Source organism: Streptomyces sp. enrichment culture, assembly GCF_964272895.1.
Lineage (GTDB): Bacteria > Actinomycetota > Actinomycetes > Streptomycetales > Streptomycetaceae > Streptomyces.
Genome location: NZ_OZ186832.1, coordinates 2217365 through 2234547 on the forward strand (window position 1 = coordinate 2217365; position 17183 = coordinate 2234547).

Annotated in this window: 17 protein-coding genes; 6 read left to right on the forward strand and 11 right to left on the reverse strand. The window is 73.7% G+C overall.

From position 1 onward, the window contains the following. Both ACSU6M_RS10050 and ACSU6M_RS10055 read right to left on the reverse strand, forming a co-directional pair. Window positions 1-645, reverse strand: a complete 645-nt coding sequence (locus ACSU6M_RS10050) for a PhzF family phenazine biosynthesis protein (RefSeq protein WP_437068863.1) — start codon at window positions 643-645, stop codon at window positions 1-3. Further along, window positions 638-1444 carry a hypothetical protein gene (locus tag ACSU6M_RS10055; RefSeq protein ID WP_437068864.1) on the reverse strand — a complete coding sequence of 269 codons (807 nt, stop codon included), beginning with the start codon at window positions 1442-1444 and terminating at the stop codon, window positions 638-640. Before ACSU6M_RS10055 ends, ACSU6M_RS10050 begins: the two co-directional genes overlap by 8 nt. A gap of 147 nt (window positions 1445-1591) precedes the next feature. On the opposite strand from ACSU6M_RS10055, the gene ACSU6M_RS10060 reads away from it, so the two are divergent. Further along, the gene (locus ACSU6M_RS10060) at window positions 1592-2506 is read left to right on the forward strand and encodes a hypothetical protein (protein WP_437068866.1); all 915 of its coding nucleotides are present in this window, start codon (window positions 1592-1594) and stop codon (window positions 2504-2506) included. Between the two features lie 19 nt (window positions 2507-2525). On the opposite strand, the gene ACSU6M_RS10065 is transcribed toward ACSU6M_RS10060, so the two are convergent. From ACSU6M_RS10065 to ACSU6M_RS10080, 4 genes are all read right to left on the reverse strand, one after another. Beyond that, the gene (locus ACSU6M_RS10065) at window positions 2526-3257 is read right to left on the reverse strand and encodes a bifunctional DNA primase/polymerase (protein ID WP_437068867.1); all 732 of its coding nucleotides are present in this window, start codon (window positions 3255-3257) and stop codon (window positions 2526-2528) included. Window positions 3258-3461: 204 nt separating this feature from the next. Next, window positions 3462-4091: a TetR/AcrR family transcriptional regulator gene (locus ACSU6M_RS10070; RefSeq protein ID WP_437068868.1), complete on the reverse strand. Its 630-nt coding sequence runs from the start codon at window positions 4089-4091 to the stop codon at window positions 3462-3464. A gap of 127 nt (window positions 4092-4218) precedes the next feature. After that, the gene (locus tag ACSU6M_RS10075) at window positions 4219-5403 is read right to left on the reverse strand and encodes a serine hydrolase domain-containing protein (RefSeq protein ID WP_437068870.1); all 1185 of its coding nucleotides are present in this window, start codon (window positions 5401-5403) and stop codon (window positions 4219-4221) included. Next, complete coding sequence (locus ACSU6M_RS10080; RefSeq protein WP_437068872.1) at window positions 5355-6659, reverse strand: multidrug effflux MFS transporter; 1305 nt, start codon at window positions 6657-6659, stop codon at window positions 5355-5357. The genes ACSU6M_RS10075 and ACSU6M_RS10080 overlap by 49 nt, the downstream gene beginning before the upstream one ends. Window positions 6660-6751: 92 nt before the next feature. Here ACSU6M_RS10080 and ACSU6M_RS10085 point away from each other — a divergent pair, with 92 nt between their 5' ends. Then, window positions 6752-7753, forward strand: a complete 1002-nt coding sequence (locus ACSU6M_RS10085) for a Gfo/Idh/MocA family protein (protein ID WP_437068874.1) — start codon at window positions 6752-6754, stop codon at window positions 7751-7753. A 24-nt stretch (window positions 7754-7777) separates the two neighbouring features. Then, a complete protein-coding gene (locus tag ACSU6M_RS10090; RefSeq protein ID WP_437068875.1) occupies window positions 7778-8764 on the forward strand; it encodes a small ribosomal subunit Rsm22 family protein in 987 nt (328 codons plus the stop codon). 3 nt (window positions 8765-8767) lie between these two features. Here the strand turns inward: ACSU6M_RS10090 and ACSU6M_RS10095 are convergent, their stop codons facing one another. Then, complete coding sequence (locus tag ACSU6M_RS10095; protein WP_437068876.1) at window positions 8768-10408, reverse strand: alkaline phosphatase D family protein; 1641 nt, start codon at window positions 10406-10408, stop codon at window positions 8768-8770. Window positions 10409-10542: 134 nt separating this feature from the next. On the opposite strand from ACSU6M_RS10095, the gene ACSU6M_RS10100 reads away from it, so the two are divergent. Beyond that, window positions 10543-11307: an SDR family oxidoreductase gene (locus ACSU6M_RS10100; RefSeq protein WP_437068877.1), complete on the forward strand. Its 765-nt coding sequence runs from the start codon at window positions 10543-10545 to the stop codon at window positions 11305-11307. Window positions 11308-11534: 227 nt separating this feature from the next. Here the strand turns inward: ACSU6M_RS10100 and ACSU6M_RS10105 are convergent, their stop codons facing one another. Further along, on the reverse strand, window positions 11535-11858 hold the full coding sequence (locus tag ACSU6M_RS10105; protein WP_437068879.1) for a nuclear transport factor 2 family protein: 324 nt from the start codon (window positions 11856-11858) through the stop codon (window positions 11535-11537). Window positions 11859-12006: 148 nt separating this feature from the next. Between ACSU6M_RS10105 and ACSU6M_RS10110 the strand changes: the two genes are divergently transcribed. After that, on the forward strand, window positions 12007-12573 hold the full coding sequence (locus ACSU6M_RS10110; protein ID WP_437068880.1) for a DoxX family protein: 567 nt from the start codon (window positions 12007-12009) through the stop codon (window positions 12571-12573). Window positions 12574-12612: 39 nt separating this feature from the next. Here ACSU6M_RS10110 and ACSU6M_RS10115 read toward each other — a convergent pair whose 3' ends face one another. Beyond that, complete coding sequence (locus ACSU6M_RS10115) at window positions 12613-13428, reverse strand: AfsR/SARP family transcriptional regulator (protein WP_437075086.1); 816 nt, start codon at window positions 13426-13428, stop codon at window positions 12613-12615. A gap of 274 nt (window positions 13429-13702) precedes the next feature. Between ACSU6M_RS10115 and ACSU6M_RS10120 the strand changes: the two genes are divergently transcribed. Beyond that, entirely contained in the window at window positions 13703-14311 is a 609-nt protein-coding gene (locus tag ACSU6M_RS10120) for a response regulator transcription factor (RefSeq protein ID WP_437068882.1), read from the forward strand. 28 nt (window positions 14312-14339) lie between these two features. On the opposite strand, the gene ACSU6M_RS10125 is transcribed toward ACSU6M_RS10120, so the two are convergent. Then, on the reverse strand, window positions 14340-15479 hold the full coding sequence (locus tag ACSU6M_RS10125) for a sensor histidine kinase (protein ID WP_437068883.1): 1140 nt from the start codon (window positions 15477-15479) through the stop codon (window positions 14340-14342). A gap of 124 nt (window positions 15480-15603) precedes the next feature. Further along, window positions 15604-17157 carry a SagB/ThcOx family dehydrogenase gene (locus ACSU6M_RS10130; RefSeq protein ID WP_437068885.1) on the reverse strand — a complete coding sequence of 518 codons (1554 nt, stop codon included), beginning with the start codon at window positions 17155-17157 and terminating at the stop codon, window positions 15604-15606. Between the last annotated feature and the right edge of the window lie 26 nt (window positions 17158-17183).

Here is a 17183-nt window from a genome sequence, read left to right on the forward strand (position 1 = left end):
TTACCTCTCCAGCAGCACCCGTCCTCCTATCTCCACCCAGCCGTGCGGCTGCGGAGCCGTCAGGATCTGGGAGCCCGCTCCCTGCCTGATGTTCAGGGCCCGGCCCAGCTGTTCCGTGAGCAGCAGCGCCGCCGCGCCCGTCGCCTCGTCCTCGTCGATGCCGTCGTCCCGGCCGGGGAACCCGCGCGCCCGGACGCGCCCCGCGGCCTCGTCCTCCCAGGCCCAGGCGTAGATCCACTCGCCCTTGGGCGGCACGGACAGCGCGTCCACCTCGGCGGCCGAGGCGTACTGCCGCAAGGCGCGCGGCGGGGCCCACTCGGCGCGGGCCTCGATCCAGCTGAACTCCCCGTCCTGGCGGGCGCCGACTGCTCCGGCCGGGGTGACCAGCTCCGGCACGTCCAGCAGCCAGGCGGCGCCGACGCAGGGGTGGCCGGCGAAGGGCAGCCGGAGGGTGGGCGTGTAGATGTCGACGACACCGCGCTCGGGGTCGTCGACGAACACGGTCTCGCTGAACCCGAGTTTGCCGGCCAGCTCCTGCCGGTCGGCCCGCTCGGGCAGGACGGAACCGTCGCGCACGACGCCCAGTTCGTTGCCGTAGCCGCCGTTCGCCGCGCAGAACACGCGCAGCACGTCGTAGTCAGTCACCGGGGAATTGAACCACCGGGCCGGGCCAGAGCGGGGTGGCGCCCTCGTCGTAGGGCAGGGAGGCGAGGACGTCGCCGTGGGCGCGTTCCGCCCGGGCGTGCCGGTGCCCGTGCCCGGCGTACGCCTCGGTGATCTCGGCCGCCGTGCGCCGCCACGCCTGCTCGTCGAGGAGCCGCACCAGCTCCACGCCGGGCGGCTGCCGGCCCTCGGCGAGTGCGGCGACGGCGCGGTCGTGGCCGTCGAGGATCACCCAGCCGTCGAGGAAGGACACCCGCCACAGCAGGACGGGGGCGAGGGTGCCCTCGCGGGCGTGTCTGCGGTACGCCTTCACGCGGGCGGCGTCGGGCGGGGACAGCTCGCGCAGCGGCAGCACGCCGTGCCAGCCGCCGCCGCACAGGATCTCCAGGCGGGTGTCGGGCCAGTCCCGCACGAAGTCCTCGGTCCAGATGCCGGGGGCGAAGGCGGCGCGCTCGATCAGCTGCCAACGGCCGTCGTGCAGTGGGGACTCGGGGGCGTCCTCCAGCCAACGGGCGTACTGGTGCGCGCGGGCGGCCGGGCCGCGCTGCCAGTCGGAGCGCAGGGGCGGCAGGGGTGAGCGGTAGTCCGGCAGGCGGTGCAGCAGCAGGTCACGGCAGCAGCCCTCGCCCGCGAAGCGGCCCCGCAGGACCGGGCGGCCGCCCTGGCGCAGCAGGATGCGGTCGTGTCCGCCGGTCTCGAACCGCAGGGGCGGCGGACCCGGCCGGCCCGTCACGTCCAGCACCAGTCCGGGCAGCCGTTCCCTCCTCGCGCGCTTCGTCATGGGGCAAGTCTGCCGAAGGCCCACCCCCGGCCCGGCGGGAAATCCGCCCCGGTAGGGTTCGCCTCCGGAAGGAGAACGTGAGGGAGCCCGATGACCAGGTATCGCAGACGTGGCCGGAACGCCCTCGTAGCGGCGGCGTTGACCGCTATGTCACTGACCGCGAGCGGATGCGTGGTCGTGCACGGCGAGCGCGAGGTGCTCCCCGCCGCCACCCGGGCCGAGGCCGAGCAGGCGCTGCGGGACTTCACCGCCGCCTACAACGCGGCCGACAAGGCGTACGACAGCTCGCTGGACGCCCGTCATGTCACCGGTCCGCTCGCCGACATCGACGGCGCCCGGCTCAGGGCGGGACGCGTCAACCACCCCGACGGCAACCCGTCCCACACCCCGCTGGAGCTGACGGACGCCGAGTTCACCATCGTCGAGAAGGCGGGCTGGCCGCGCTGGTTCCTCGCCGACGCCAAGGCCAACAAGGGCGGGGACGCCCGCTGGCTGCTGGTGTTCACCCGCGACGCCCAGGGCGCGCCCTGGGAGGTGGCGTATCTGACGCTGGTGGCGCCGGGCGCGGTGCCCGAGTTCAAGAAGGACGAGGACGGGCATGTGGCGGCCGTCCCCGCCGACGCCCCCGAACTGGCCATCGCCCCCAAGGACTTGAGCAAGAGCTACGTCGACTACCTCGAAGCGGGCGGCACCGCCTTCGCCGACGGCACGCACACCTCCGACTGGCGTGAGCTGCGCGAGCAGAACGCCAAGCGGCCCGGTCTGGTACGCCAGTACCTCGACGAGCCGCTGACCCAGGGCGACTACGCCCCGCTGGGGCTGCGCACGGCCGACGGGGGTGCGCTGGTGTTCTTCTCCACGCGCCACTTCGAGAAGCAGACCGCGGCGGCGGGGGCGACCGTGCCGACGCCGAACGACGACGTGCTGGCGCTGACGAAGGGTGAGATCAAGCAGTCGCTGACGATGGAGTTCGTGTCCAACGAGGTGGTGCTGGACCCGAAGTCGGGTCCGGTGCAGATGCTGGGCCGGATCCAGGGGCTGACATCGGCGAAGGGCGAGTGAGGCGCGCCCCTGGGGCGTGTCAGTGCCGTAGCGGCCAGGCGGCCGCGTGGCCCGAGTCCCGGCCGGCGTGACGCGCGCACGCGTCCGTGAGGTGCTCGAGGAGCGTCAGCGGTTCGGGCAGCGCGTGTTCCGGGCCCCGTACCCAGTGGACGGTCCTGCCGTCGTCGCCCGGCAGCCGGGCGGGCGGCACCAGGACGTAGGAGCCCCGGCAGTGCCAGCGCAGGCCGGGGTGCTCGTCCATGGTCTCGGGGTGGCAGTCCAGCTCGCAGGGCCACCACTCGTCCTCGTCCTCGGGGGTGCCGCGGGTGAGGGTGAAGAAGAGCATGCGGCCGTCGTCGCTCGCGGCGACCGGGCCGACGTCGACACCGTCGGCGAGCAGCCGCTCCAGGGCCTCGTGTCCGGCCTCCAGGGGCACGTCGAGGACGTCGTGGACCATGCCGGTCGCGGTGATGAAGTTGGCCTGCGGCTGGTGGCGGGCCCAGCGCTCGATCTGCGCGCGGTCGGTGGTGGACTGCGTCTGCCAGGCGAACGACACCGGGTGCCGCGCGGGGGTGGGACAGCCGACGCGGTCGCAGGAGCAGCGGTATCCGGGGGCGGGGTGCGCGGCGGGCGCGAGCGGCAGGCCCGCCCCGGCGGCGGCGAGCAGCAGGGCCTCACGGCCGCCGTCGTCGGCGGTCTCGGGGCCGCTTCTGCGCAGCCACTGGGTGAGTTTGCCCCGCAGGCCGGTCCGGCCACCGAACTCCGCGCTCATCTATCCCCTCGCCCTCGCTGTTGTGCGGACAGCATGCCTCATGGTCCCACCATCCTGCGCCCCGGGGGGCCGGAGCGGACAACCGGGAAGAGAGGCCGAGAGATACCCCACACCGCCGATCACACCTGATGGGATGCTTTGCCGGGATTTCCGGGACGTGCGGCGGGCCGGTCCCGCCCCGGCGGTGGCACCGGGTGCCGGGCGTCAGGCGGGGCGCGGGGCGAGGCCGTGCAGGGCGTAGTCGACGAGGGTGTCGGTGTACTCGTAGGAGATCGGCCCGGTGTGCTGGAGCCAGCGCTGGGCGAGCGGGGAGACGAAGAGTTCGAGGGCGATGCGCGGGTCGACCTCGGGGCGGACCTGGCCGGCGGCCTGGGCGGCGCGCAGCCGGTCGACGTAGAGCTGGAGCTGGGGTTCGAGGAGCTTGGCGACGAACACCCGGCCGAGCTCCTCGTTGACCAGGCCCTCGGCGGCGAGGGCGCGGGAGGGGGCCTCGAAGCGGGGGTCGAGGAGTTCGTCGACGGTGGCGCGCAGGACGGCCTTGAGGTCGGCGGCGATGTCGCCGGTGTCGGGGATGCCGTAGGGCTGCTCCGGGTCGGCGCCGGCCGCCTGGGCCGCCTGTTCGCCGAGGTCCAGGAACGCCTCCAGCAGCACGTCGGCCTTCGAGGACCACCAGCGGTAGATCGTCTGCTTGCCGACCCCGGCGCGGGCGGCGATCCCCTCGACGGTGGTCTTCGGGTAGCCGACCTCGCCGACGAGGGCGAGGGCGGCCGCGTAGATCGCGCGCCGGGACTTCTCACTGCGGCGGCTGGCGTCGGGGGCGGGCTTGTCGACCATGCGGCGACGATAGCAGGAGACGAGACGATACGTCTCGCCTGGAGGTCGCCGGAGCGCCACCGTCACCGGCACCGCTGCACGCCCGCCGTACCGCCCGCAGAGCCTCAGCCCCCGTACCGCCCCCGCTTCACGCCCCCCGTACCGCCCGCACCGCGCGGGCGATCCGCGTGCCCGCCGCCGCCCTCGGGCCGCTGTTCGCCGGGCGGCGGCGGGGGTGGACCGTGTTGGCCAGCAGGATCAGGAACGTGTCCGTCGCCGGGTCCAGGACCAGCGACGTTCCGGTGAAGCCCGTGTGGCCCGCCGCGCCGCGGCCCGCCAGCTCGCCCATGAACCAGGGCTGGTCCAGGGCGAAGCCGAGGCCCGGCGGGGTCAGCAGCAGTTCCACGAAGTCGGGGCCGAGGATGCGGGCCGGGCCGTGGGAGCCGCCGGCCAGCAGGGTGCGGCAGAAGATCGCCAGGTCGGGGCCCGTGGAGAAGAGGCCCGCGTGGCCGGCGACCCCGCCCAGCGCCCACGCGTTCTCGTCGTGGACCTCGCCCCGCAGCATCCCGCGGTCCGCCTTCGCCCAGGGCCGGCGCTGGTCCTCGGTCGCCGCCGCGGCCGGGCACGGGCCGAAGCGGGTGGCCGTCATGCCGAGGGGGCGGGTGATGCCCTCGTGGATCAGGACGTCGAGACCGCGGCCGGTGAGGCGCTCCAGCAGGTGCTGGAGGAGCAGCATGTTCAGGTCGGAGTAGAGATAGCTGCCGGGCGCGCCCACCGGCGCCTCCGCCCGCAGCCGTGCCAGCCGCTCCTCGGCGTCGGCGCAGTCGTACAGCGGCAGCTCGGGGCGCAGGCCCGAGGTGTGGGTGAGCAGCTGCCGTACGGTGATGCCGTGCCCGGCCGCCCCGCGGAACTCCGGCAGATACGCGCCGACCAGCGCGTCGATGCCGAGCGTGCCCCGCTCGATCTGCTGCACCGCGGCCACCGAGGTGAACAGCTTGGTCAGCGAGGCCAGGTCGAAGGGCGTGTCCACGGTCATGGCGACCCGCCGCTGCGGCGGCAGTTCGACGCCCCGGTCGGTCACCGGGTCGTAGCCCGCGTACCGCACCGCCCAGCCCGTGGCCTCGGCCACCGCCAGCACCGGTCCGCGCCCGGCGACGACGACGGCGCCCGCGGCCCAGGGGCGCTCCCCGGAGGTCAGGCCGCGGACCTCATGGACCAGCCGGTCGGTCTCGGCGGGGTCGAGGCCGGCCCGTTCCGGCGTGCCCGGACGCAGTCTCGGCGCGCTCAGCGCTCCTCCCCGGAGGTCTCGGCGGCTCCCGTCCGCGTCCGCCACGGCCGGCACAGCCCGGCGAAGCAGCCCACCGCCACCAGCGCCGCCGCCAGTTGGACGACGGCCATCGGCACGGCGGTGTGCTCCCCGGCGATCCCGACCAGCGGCGAGGCGACCGCGCCGATCAGGAACGAGGACGCGCCCAGCAGCGCGGACGCCGAACCGGCCGCGTGCCGGGTGCGGGACAGGGCGAGGGTCTGGGCGTTGGGCAGGGTGACGCCCATCGCCGTCATCAGCACGAACAGCCCGGCGGCGACCGGCCCGAGCCCCGTCGCCCCGAACACCCCCAGCGACATCAGCAGCAGCGCGCCCGCGGCGAGCACGACGATCCCGAGGCCCATGGCCAGCACCCGCTCCAGGCGCACCCGCCCGACCAGCACCTTGCCGTTGAGCTGCCCGGCCGCGACCAGCCCCACCGAGTTCAGGCCGAACAGCAGGGCGAACGTCTGAGCCGAGGCGCCGTGGATCTCCTGGATCACGAACGGCGAGGCGGCGATGTAGGCGAACAGCGCGGCGAAGGCGAACCCGCCGGTGAGCACGTACCCGGTGAACGGCAGATCGGCCAGCAGCCCGCGCATCGCGCGCAGCGCCTCGCCGACACCGCCCGCCTGCCGCAGCGCCGGCGGCAGCGTCTCCGGCAGCCTCGTCCACACCAGCGCGGTCAGCAGGACGCCGATCAGCGTGAGCACGGCGAACACGCCCCGCCAGTCCGTCACCCGCAGCAGCTGTCCGCCGATCAGCGGCGCGACGATCGGGGCGGCCCCCGAGATCAGCATCAGCGTGGAGAAGAACCGGGCCATCGCCGTGCCGTCGTACAGATCGCGGACCACCGCCCGCGCGATGACGATCCCGGCGGAGCCCGCGAGCCCCTGCGCCAGCCGGAAGGCGACCAGGGTCTCGACGGTGGGCGCGAAGGCGCACAGCGCGGTGGCGACGACGTACACCAGGAGTCCGCCGAGCAGCGGGCGGCGCCGGCCCCAGCGGTCGCTCATCGGGCCGACCACGAGCTGACCGAGGGCCATGCCGGCCAGGCACGCGGTGAGCGTGAGCTGCACGGTCGCGGCGGGCGCGGACAGGCTGCGGGTGACCTCCGGGAGCGCCGGGAGGTACATGTCCATGGCCAGCGGGGGCGTCGCGGTCAGTCCGCCGAGCACGAAGGTGACCAGCAGTCCGGTGGCGCGGGCGGCGCGGGCCGGTGATCCGGTCGGCGGTGAGGCCGTGGAAGACAGATCGCGCGTCGCCGCCCCGCCCTCGGTCATATGGCCCTGCCCCTCGCTCGTCGCGCCGTGCGCTCCCTATGCTCTCAGCTCGAACAGACTGCTGATTGTCACCTCGGGTGGGGCGGGACGGAATGACGACGGACGGCGTGCGGTGGGGGATTCTGGCGACCGGCGGGATCGCGGCCGCCTTCACGGCGGATCTGGTGGATCTGCCGGACGCGCAGGTGGTGGCGGTGGCCTCGCGCTCCGAGGACTCGGCGAAGGCGTTCGCGGAACGCTTCGGGATCCCGCGGGCGTACGGCGACTGGTCGGCGCTGGCCATGGACGACGAGGTCGACGTCGTGTACGTCGCCACCCCGCACGCGGCGCACCGGGCGGCGGCCGGGCTGTGCCTGGAGGCGGGGCGCAACGTGCTGTGCGAGAAGGCGTTCACGCTCAACGCCTCCGAGGCCGAGGAACTGGTCGCGCTGGCCCGTGAGCGCGGCAGCTTCCTGATGGAGGCCATGTGGATGTACTGCAACCCGCTGATACGGCGGCTGAAGGCGCTGGTCGACGACGGCGCGATCGGTGACGTGCGCAGCGTGCAGGCGGACTTCGGGCTGTCCGGCCCCTTCCCGCCCGCGCACCGGCTGCGTGACCCCGCGCAGGGCGGAGGCGCACTGCTGGACCTGGGCGTGTACCCGGTGTCGTTCGCCCAGCTGCTGCTCGGCGAGCCGGCGGACGTGACGGCCACGGCGGTGCTCTCGGACGAGGGCGTCGACCTCCAGACGGGTGCCCTGCTCTCCTGGCAGAGCGGTGCTCTGGCCTCGGTGCACTGCTCCATCGTCGGCGGTACGGCGGTCCAGGCGTCCGTCACCGGCTCGCGGGGCCGCATCGACGTCCCCTACGGCTTCTTCCACCCCGACCGCTTCGTCCTGCACCGCGACGGCCGCGACCCCGAGGAGTTCACCCTCGACCCGGCCGACGGTCCCCGCGCCAGCCTCAAGCACGAGGCCCGCGAGGTCATGCGCGCCCTGCGGGCCGGCGAGACCGAGTCGCCCCTCGTCCCCCTCGACGGCACCCTCGCCGTGATGCGCACCCTGGACGCGATCCGCGACCGCATCGGGGTGCGCTATCCGGCGGAAGCCGCCTGAGCGGACACCTGCGAGAATCGTCGGGTGAACGTCCCCGTATCCCCCGCCGAGACCCTGCGCGCCGCCCTTGCCGGGCTGCTCGACGGGTTGCCGCCGCGGCAGGCCGCGCAGGCGGTCGAGCGGCTGATCTCCCATTACCGGGGGGCCACCCCGACGGACGCGCCGATCCTGCGGGACCGGGCGGATGTGGCGGCGTATGCCGCGTACCGGATGCCGGCGACGTTCGAGGCGGTGGCGGCGGCGCTGGAGGCGTTCGCGGCGGCGGTGCCCGGCTGGGTGCCCGGCAGCCATGTCGACGTCGGGGGCGGGACCGGTGCCGCGACCTGGGCGGTGCATGCCACCTGGGGCGGGCCGCGGGAGGTGACCGTCCTCGACTGGGCCGAGCCGGCGCTCGCGCTGGGGCGGGAGATCGCCGCCGCCCACCCGGACCTGCACGGCGTACGGTGGCGGCGCGCGAGGATCGGCGGGGCTCTCGGCCTCGGCAGCACCGACCTCGTCACCGCCTCCTATGTCCTCAACGAATTGACGGAGGCCGACCGGGCCGCGCTCGTCGACGCAGCCGCGGCCGCCGCGCAGGCCGTCGTGATCGTCGAGGCCGGCACCCCCGACGGCTACGCCCGTGTGATCGAGGCCCGCGACCGACTGATCGCCGCCGGGTTCCGGGTCGCCGCGCCCTGTCCGCACAGCGCCGCCTGTCCGATCGTGCCCGGCGAGGACTGGTGCCACTTCTCGGCGCGGGTCAGCCGCTCCTCGCTGCACCGGCAGGTCAAGGGCGGCTCGCTGGCGTACGAGGACGAGAAGTTCGCCTATGTCGCCGCGACCCGCCTGCCCGTGGCCCCGGCCGCCGCGCGGGTCGTACGGCGCCCCCAGATCCGCAAGGGGCAGGTGCTCCTCGACCTGTGCGAGGCCGACGAGCACCTGCGCCGCACGACGGTCACCAAGCGCCACGGCGACCTGTACAAGGCGGCGCGCGACGCGCAGTGGGGCGACGCCTGGCCGCCCGCGGACTGATGCTCAGGCGGGCTTGAGGCCGGGGTTCCCCGCCTCCGTGACGTACGAGCCCGCCGTCGTCACCGGCGCGCCCGGCCGCGTCACGTACGGCACGGTCCGGTAGTCGGCCCGCGCCTGGGTGCGCCCCAGCTCGACCGTCACATAGCCGCGGCGCCCGTTGTAGAACTTCAGGTGCGGGTTGGCGGTCATGTAGGTGTCCCAGTTCGCCGGCCGGTCCGAGCCGTCGCGTCCGCTGGCGACGGACGTGGCGACGATCTCCGTGCCGAGGGTGCGGGAGGCGGGGTCGTCGAAGTCGGCCTTGATGTCGAAGCCGTAGCCGACGTGGACGTCACCGGTCAGGACCATCAGGTTCTCGATCCCGGCCGCCCGCGCGCCCTCCAGCACCCGGCGCCGCGAGGCCCGGTAGCCGTCCCAGGCGTCCATGGAGACCCGTGAGGGCTCGGTGAGGTCGAACTTCCGCTGCGAGAAGACGACCTGCTGCGGTACGACGTTCCACAGCGCCCGCGACCGCTGCCACCCGTCCAGCAGCCACCGCTCCTGCGTCTGGCCGGTCATGGTGCGCGCCGGGTCGTCGACCTCGGGCCCGGGGACCCGGGCGCCGTCGCCGTACGCCTGGTCGGAGCGGTACTGGCGGGTGTCGAGGATGTCGAACTGGGCGAGGTCGCCCCAGGTGAGGCGGCGGTAGAGCCGCATGTCGGGGCCGTCGGGGAGCTGGGGCCTGCGCAGGGGCTGGTTCTCCCAGTACGCGCGGTAGGCGGAGGCGCGGCGCAGCAGGAACTCCTCCGGCGGGACGCTGTTCTCGGGGGTGTCGCCGGCGTAGTTGTTCTCGGTCTCGTGGTCGTCCCAGGTGACGACGAAGGGGTGCGCGGCGTGGGCGGCGCGCAGGTCGGGGTCGGTCTTGTAGAGGGCGTACCGCAGCCGGTAGTCCTCCAGGGTGACCGTCTCGCGGTTGAAGAGGGCGGGCAGGGTGCGGTCGGTGTAGGCGCGGGAGCCGCCGGTGGCGTTCACGGCGTACTCGTAGAGGTAGTCGCCGAGGTGAAGGACGGCGTCGAGGTCCTCCTGGGCGAGATGGCGGTACGCGGTGAAGTAGCCGTCGTGGTACGCCTGGCAGGAGACGGCGGCGAGGCGGAGCGCGGCGGGGCTCTCGCCGGCGGCCGGGGCGGTGCGGGTGCGGCCGGTGTCGCTGGTCCAGCCGCCGGTGCGGAAGCGGTAGTAGAAGGTGCGGCCGGGGGCGAGGTGGGAGACCTCGACGTGGACGCTGTGGTGGAACTCGGGGTGGGCGAAGGCGGTGCCGCGTCGGGCGATGCGGCGGAAGTTCTCGTCGTGGGCCAACTCCCAGTGGACCAGGACACGTCGGGCGGGAAGGCCGCTGTCGGGCTGGTAGGGGGCGGGGGCCAGGCGGGTCCACAGCAGGACGGAGCCGGGCTGGGGGTCGCCGGAGGCGACGCCGAGGGTGAAGGGGTCGTCGGTGATGCGGGCGGGGTCGAGTTCGGCGGCGGCCGCGGTGCCGGCGGCCGGGAGGTTCACGGCGAAGGCGAGTGCGGCGGCGGCACCGGTGACGGTGAGGAAGCGGCGGCGGCCGAGACGGCGGGCGGCGGCGCGCAGTTCGGGGGCGTGGTGGGGCCGGCGGGCGGCGGGTGTCATGCGGTCCTCCCCTGGCGAATGGTGCAGGGGGCCATTGCAGTGACCGCGGACGACGCCGCATTGACACGTACACAACACCCGAATGGCGGACGAATGAGTTCCGCATTCCGGACCGTCCCGTACGCTGCGGGGCCATGAACGCTGTGGAAACTGGCAAGAGGATCGCGGTGGTCACCGGCGCGGGCTCCGGGATCGGCCGCGCGGTCGCCGTGGAACTGCTGCGGGCCGGCTGGTCGGTGGCGCTGGCGGGCCGCCGCGCCGAGGCCCTGGAGGAGACGGCGGCCCTGGTGCCCGAGGGGGCCTCGCTCGCCGTGCGGACGGACGTGTCACGGCCCGAGGACGTGGCGGCGCTGTTCGCGGCGACGGTGGACCGCTTCGGCCGCGTGGACCTGCTGTTCAACAACGCGGGCACGTTCGGGCCGGGCGGGGTGCCGGTGGAGGAGCTGCCCTACGAGGCGTGGCGGCACGTGGTGGACACCAACCTCAACGGGGCGTTCCTGTGCGCGCAGGCGGCGTACCGGCAGATGAAGGAGCAGGACCCGCAGGGCGGCCGGATCATCAACAACGGGTCGATCTCGGCGCACACCCCGCGCCCGCACTCGGTCGCCTACACGGCCACCAAGCACGCGCTGACCGGCCTGACCAAGTCGCTGTCGCTGGACGGGCGGGCCCACCACATCGCCGTCGGCCAGATCGACATCGGCAACGCGGCGACGGACATGACGGCCCGGATGCAGACGGGCGCGCTCCAGGCCGACGGCGAGATCAGGCCGGAGCCGGTGATGGACGTGGCCGATGTGGCGCGCACGGTACGGCACATGGCGGAGCTGCCGCTGGAGGCGAACGTGCAGTTCGCGACGGTGCTGGCGACGGCGATGCCGTACGTGGGCCGCGGCTGAGGCGAGTTGGCCGACCGAAATCCGACGTTCCGCCTATTGCGGCGGACCGGGGAGGTATGGTCGACTTTCCTCCACAAGAGCTTCACATATGAGGCTCTGTGGTTCCGGCCAACTCCCAGGGGGGGAAGGCGGCAGCCGTTCCACGGAACTCCACCAGCCCGTGGAACGGCTGCCGCACGCCCGGACGAGGTTCCCCGGACGTATGTCGCTCAGACCCGTGACGTCGCTCAGGCCTGGCCCGTCTCGAAGCGGGAGATCTTGCCGTCCTCGACCTCGAAGTGCCAGCGGGTGCGCATCTCGCCCCAGGTGTCGTTGCGGTAGTGGGCGACGAGGTCACGGCCGTCGTTCGACTCCCGGTCGACATCCAGATGGCCGTTGGAGGAGAAGATCTCGCTGTCGATCCACTCGGCGAGGTCCCGGTCGACGCCGTCGTCCGCCATGGTCGCACCGGGCGCGAGCAGATCCATGAACCTCTCGCGGTCGTGCGCGTTCACGGCGCTGACGAAAGCACGGACGGCCGGGTCGCTGAGCTTGGCGGTCTGAATGGTCATGCGGTCAGCCTCACACCGGGCCCCGGCACCCGCCACCGGAGCGGGCCACCGGGCGGGCGGCCACCCGAACGGCGGTCCGCACCGGGCCGCCCGGCACTGCCGGTGGGACGGTGGAGCAACGAAGCCGGCCGTCTCTCCGGGAGTCATCGTGACCTGCTACGACCGACGTGATCTGGGCCTCCTGCTGCTCAGGCTGGGCGCCGGCGGGGTGCTCGCCGCGCACGGCACGCAGAAGCTGTTCGGCTGGTTCGGCGGCCATGGCATCGAGGGCACCGGCCAGTTCATGGAGTCCGTCGGCTACCGGCCGGGCAAGGCCAGCGCCACCGCGGCCGGGCTCGCCGAGACGGGCGGCGGCACCCTGCTGATGCTGGGCCTGGCCACGCCCGCGGCCGGGGCGGCGGCGGCCGGGGCGATGGCGGGCGCGGCGGCCGTGCACACCCCGAACGGCTTCTTCAACCAGGGCGGCGGCTACGAGTACGCCGCGACGCTCGGCCTGGCCGCCACCGGCCTCGCGGTCACCGGCCCCGGCCGGCTCTCCCTCGACCACGCCCTCGGCCATGTCTTCGACCGCGGCTGGATGGTCCCGGCCGCGCTCGCCGTGACCGCGGCGGTCACCGCGGTCGTCGTCGGCACCCGCAACAAGCAGCTGCGCGACGACGAACGGGCCGAGCAGGCCGCCCTCTTCGACGACCAGGAGTCGCTGCTCGGCGAGTAGCGGGCCGCGCGATCCGGCCGCCATCGCGGCCCTCCTCGCTCACGCCGCGAACATGTCCAGGGTGCGGCGGCCCGCGCCCCGCTGCGGGCGGTCCAGCACCAGGTCGCCGCCGAGCACCGCACGCTGGAGCCGCTGCAGCCGGGGCGAGGGCTCCAGACCCAGGTCCTCCACGAGACGGCCGCGCAGCTTGGTGAAGACCGCCAGCGCCTCGGAGGGCCGCCCGGAGCGGTACAGCGCGATCATGTGCTGGGCGTGCAGCCCCTCGTGCAGGGGCTGCTGGGCGGTCAGGACGACCAGCTCGGTGAGGAGTTCGGCGTGCCGGCCCAGGTGCAGCTCGGCGTCGAAGCGGCGCTCCAGCACACCGAGCCGGCTCTCCTCCAGCCGTACCCGCTCGATCTCCAGCAGCGCGCCGCAGCGGATGTCCGCCAGCGCGGGGCCGCGCCACAGGTCGAGCGCCTCGCGGAACACCTTCACCGCGGCCTCGTCCTCGCCGTCGTCGAAGGCCCGCTGGCCCTCGGCGGCGAGCCGGTCGTACTCGAGGACGTCGACGCAGCCGGTGGGCACGCTCAGGCGGTAGCCGCCGTAGCGGTATTCCAGGATGTCCTTGGCGTCGCAGCGGCCGCGGACGGAGGCGTTGATCATCCGGCGCAGCCGCAGGATGTAGGTCTGCAGGGTGGTGGGCCCGCTGCGGGGCGGTGCGTAGCCCCAGAGCTCCTCCATGATCATCGACACGGGAACGACTCGGTTGCCGTGCAGAGCCAGCAGGGCCAGGATCTGGCGCAGTTTCGCGGCGGACGGCAGCACAGGAGAGCCGTCCGTGTCCGCGCTGAACGACCCCAGCAGGGTGATGTCCATCTGGTCCCCAGGTGGCTTGGAAGGGACGTACTGGATGCGCTCGGCATCCCCGTACTCGGCGAAGTACCACGACGGTCCCATGCGCGGACCTCGGCCGACAGTGCGTGCCTCCTCGGTCCGTGATGGCCCTTTCAGGGACCGGACCATGAGGAATTCATGGCTCGTTCGGGCGGGGAGTGGCCGGAGTCGGCCCCTCACGACGTCCGTTCGAATAGCATGCGTGCGAAATGCGTGTGTGCGCGTCGCGACGGCCGTTCGACGGGGGAGGTCGGAATTGATCCGCATCGTGATCGCGGAGGACATGCACATGGTGCGCGGCGCTCTGGTGGCCCTGCTGGAGATGGAGCCCGATCTCAAGGTCGTCGCCCAACTGGACTGCGGGGACCGGCTGGTGCCGGCCGCGCAGGAGCTCCGCCCGGACGTCGCGATCGTCGACATCGACCTGCCGGGGCTCGACGGCCTCAGCGCCGCCGACCAGTTGCGCACCGCCGTGCCGACCTGCCGTGTGCTCGTGCTGACCAGCCTCGGCCGGCCGGGCACCTTCCGCCGGGCGATGGCCGCCAAAGTGTCCGGGTTCCTGCTGAAGGACGCCCCGTCGGACCAACTGGCCGACGCCGTGCGCAAGGTGGCCGCCGGCGGCCGGGTGATCGACCCCCAACTCGCCATGGCCGCCTGGGAGGTCGAGGAGAACCCGCTCACCCGGCGGGAGATCGAGGTGATGCGGATGGCCGCCGACGGGGCGGAGGCGATGGAGATCGCCGGCCGGCTGTTCCTGTCCATCGGCACCGTGCGCAACTACCTCACCAGCGCGGTCACCAAGCTCAACGCCCGCAACCGGGTCGACGCGATCCGGATCGCGCAGAGCAACGGCTGGCTGAGCTAGCGCCCCTCGTCCGTCGGCGCCGCGGGGGTCAGGCCGGTTCGGGGAGGCGGGCTGACAGGCCGGGGCTCTGGGGCACCTCCGCGGTCAGGCGGAACCAGCCGGTGGCGTCGGGGCCCGCGGTCAGCCGGCCGCCGATCTCCTCGACCCGGGTGCGGAGGTTGTCCAGGCCGCTGCCGCCGTCGCGGGCCTCGCCGCGGCCGGTCTCGCCGACGCCGTCGTTGGACAGCACGAGCCGGACGATCCGCCCGCCGGGGCCGCTGACGCCGTTGGCCTCGATGACACAGTGCTGGGCCTTGCTGTGCCGCAGCACATTGGTGACGCCCTCCCGGATCACCGTGGCCAGGACCGTTCCGGCGCGGGTGGAGACCGGGTCGCACGCCAGGGCGATGCGCACCTCGATCTCGGCGGCGCACAGCACGTCCTCGGCGGAGGCGACCTCGGCGTCCAGGGACATCTCGCGGTAGCCGCGGGCCACCGCGCGCACATCGGCCAGGGCCTGCCGGGAGATCTGCAGGATGCCGACGAGCTCCTCGCGGGCCCGCTCCGGACGGGTGTCCAGCAGCCGGACCGTCAGCTCGCTCTTGAGCGTGATGGCGGACAGCCCGAAGCCCAGCAGGTCGTGCAGGTCGCGGGCGAACCGCAGGCGCTCCTGGGCGACCGCCATGTCGGCCAGCTCCTCGCGGGCCCGGTGCACCTCGGCCACCAGGTTCGACAGCCGGGTGAGTCCGTAGACGATGAGACCGGTCAGCACGGTGGACACGACGAGGTAGGAGGTGTCCACCCAGTCGGTGCCCGAGGCCACCGCCAGGCCGCCGGTGATCACCACGACCGCGGCGAACACCGCCCAGCAGACGGGCGCCGCGATCAGCAGCAGGCACGAGCCGGCGAGGAAGCCGCCCATACCGCCCCAGGTGACACCGAAGAACACCGCGGGGACGTACGTCAGCACGGCCTGGGCGCCGAGCGTCCAGAGCCCGTACCGGTCCCGGAACCGCTGGGCGCGCGGCGCGCTGTGCACCGTCTGCAGGGCGAACAGGGCGACGCTGGAGACGACGCAGAACCCCATCAGCCAGGGACCGGGCCGCTCGCTGATCACATTGAGCACGGCGATCAGCACGAAGCCGAAGAGCACGATCAGGACGACAGCGAAGGCCAGTTGCGGGGGCATCGTCTCGTGCTGCTGTCTATCGGATCGCAGAAGTCGTCGCAGCATCCACACACTCCCCCGGGTTGATGCTCACATCCGCGACGTCATAGTAGACGGCGGAGCGTCTCCGGGAGTCACCTGTGCGTTACGTCCTCGGCCCTCCCGCGCGCCCCGGTGCGGACGAACGCTCCGCCCAGTCCGGGCCGTTGACGGGAACCCACTGCTCAGGGGGCCTGGCGCAGCGGTCATGGCCCCCCTCGGGCGGCGGGCCCACGACGAACGACCCGACCGGTGACTCCGTCCGCCAGTCGAGACCGGCCGCCCCGGCGAACGCGGAGATGTCCTCGCTGCACACCGCGCAGGTGGCCAGGCCCATCGCCGAACCCACCAGGTAGAAGGTCTGCAGGAGCGCTCCCACATGCTTCAGCACCAGGGCATATGCCAGTCCGCTGTACTTCCACGACAGCCGCTGGAAGCGCGACGTCAGGGTGATCAGCACCGGCGGCGGCGAGGACAGCGCGGCGGCCGCCATGGCCCCCGCCGACAGCTCGCCGGCCGCCGCGGGGTCGTCGTTGACCAGCACCAGGCTGTGGTCCTGCGGGTCGTAGTAGTGGATGCCGGACGGCAGTTCCGCGCAGTCCCGCACGGTGACGTAGAGCTCCAGGTCGTAGGCGGCGCCGCCGGAGGGGTAGGGGCGGTCGCTGGCCGGGTAGGCGGTCTCGCCGGTGCCGACCGTGCCGAGCGAGCGGACGCGGGCCGCGCGGTAGAGGAACTCCCCGAGGGCGGGCAGGGAGAGGGCGGGTGCGCCGTACGCGCGCACGGAGCGGCGGCGCTCCAGGACGGTGGTGAACGGCGGGTCCCGGTCGAGGAGTTCGCCCAGATCGGGCCTGGGCAGCGGGATGACGGGGCCGGGCGGGCGGTGCCGGACGGCGGGCTGCGGCTTGAGCTGGGTGACATGGGCGAAGGTCGCCCCGAAGTCGCCGTCGTCGCGGCCCATCACGGAGCGGGTGTGGAAGAGCATGTCGTGGGCGGACCAGGTGCACAGCGCCGGGTCCTCGTCCTCGTCGAACTCCCCGTCGGCGTCCCGCGCCACCAGCACCATGCCGGTGCCGATCAGATACCCGAGGATCTCCTGCACCACCCGGCCGTCCAGCGGCACCCCCTCCCCGGCGCGCTCCGCGACGACGGGCCTGCCGAGGGCGGCGACCACCCACTGGGCCTCCGGCCGGTGCAGCACCACCCGGTGCAGCGACAGCGGCGACTCCAGCTGGAACAGGTCCCCCTCCCGGCGCAGCACGGCGAACCGGGACAGCTTCAGCCGGGCCCCGCCGGGCGGCGGTGCGGGGCTGAAGCGGGCGCCGGGCGAGAGGGGCACGGCCGACAGCAGCACCAGGCCGCTGTCGACGAACGCAAGCGAGCGCACGACGAGGTCCTGGAAGCGCAGCAGCGCGCCCTGCCAGGACCTCGGGGTGCCCTCGGCGGGGATGTTCTCCAGGCTGACCGGCCCGAGGCTCATCCGGCGCAGCAGCTCCACCAGGTTCGGTGCGGGGTTGCGGATGCGCAGGTCCGACCAGCGGCCGTGGAGTTCCACCGCGTCGCCGCCCTCCGCCGTCTCGACGCGGACGTCCTCGCGCAGGGACCACAGGGTCGTGGTCGCCTCCGGGCGACAGGGGTCGTCGACATGGGGTGGGTGCAGCACGGTGGACTCCTGGCGGTGCGAGGGGG

Coding starts and splice junctions, on each gene's coding strand:
- ACSU6M_RS10055 (WP_437068864.1), bottom strand. CDS start 1,444: ATGACGAAGCGCGCGAGGAGGGAACGGCTGCCCGGACTGGTGCTGGAC.
- ACSU6M_RS10060 (WP_437068866.1), top strand. CDS start 1,592: ATGTCACTGACCGCGAGCGGATGCGTGGTCGTGCACGGCGAGCGCGAG.
- ACSU6M_RS10065 (WP_437068867.1), bottom strand. CDS start 3,257: ATGAGCGCGGAGTTCGGTGGCCGGACCGGCCTGCGGGGCAAACTCACC.
- ACSU6M_RS10070 (WP_437068868.1), bottom strand. CDS start 4,091: ATGGTCGACAAGCCCGCCCCCGACGCCAGCCGCCGCAGTGAGAAGTCC.
- ACSU6M_RS10080 (WP_437068872.1), bottom strand. CDS start 6,659: ATGACCGAGGGCGGGGCGGCGACGCGCGATCTGTCTTCCACGGCCTCA.
- ACSU6M_RS10085 (WP_437068874.1), top strand. CDS start 6,752: ATGACGACGGACGGCGTGCGGTGGGGGATTCTGGCGACCGGCGGGATC.
- ACSU6M_RS10095 (WP_437068876.1), bottom strand. CDS start 10,408: ATGACACCCGCCGCCCGCCGGCCCCACCACGCCCCCGAACTGCGCGCC.
- ACSU6M_RS10100 (WP_437068877.1), top strand. CDS start 10,543: ATGAACGCTGTGGAAACTGGCAAGAGGATCGCGGTGGTCACCGGCGCG.
- ACSU6M_RS10105 (WP_437068879.1), bottom strand. CDS start 11,858: ATGACCATTCAGACCGCCAAGCTCAGCGACCCGGCCGTCCGTGCTTTC.
- ACSU6M_RS10115 (WP_437075086.1), bottom strand. CDS start 13,428: ATGGACATCACCCTGCTGGGGTCGTTCAGCGCGGACACGGACGGCTCT.
- ACSU6M_RS10125 (WP_437068883.1), bottom strand. CDS start 15,479: ATGCCCCCGCAACTGGCCTTCGCTGTCGTCCTGATCGTGCTCTTCGGC.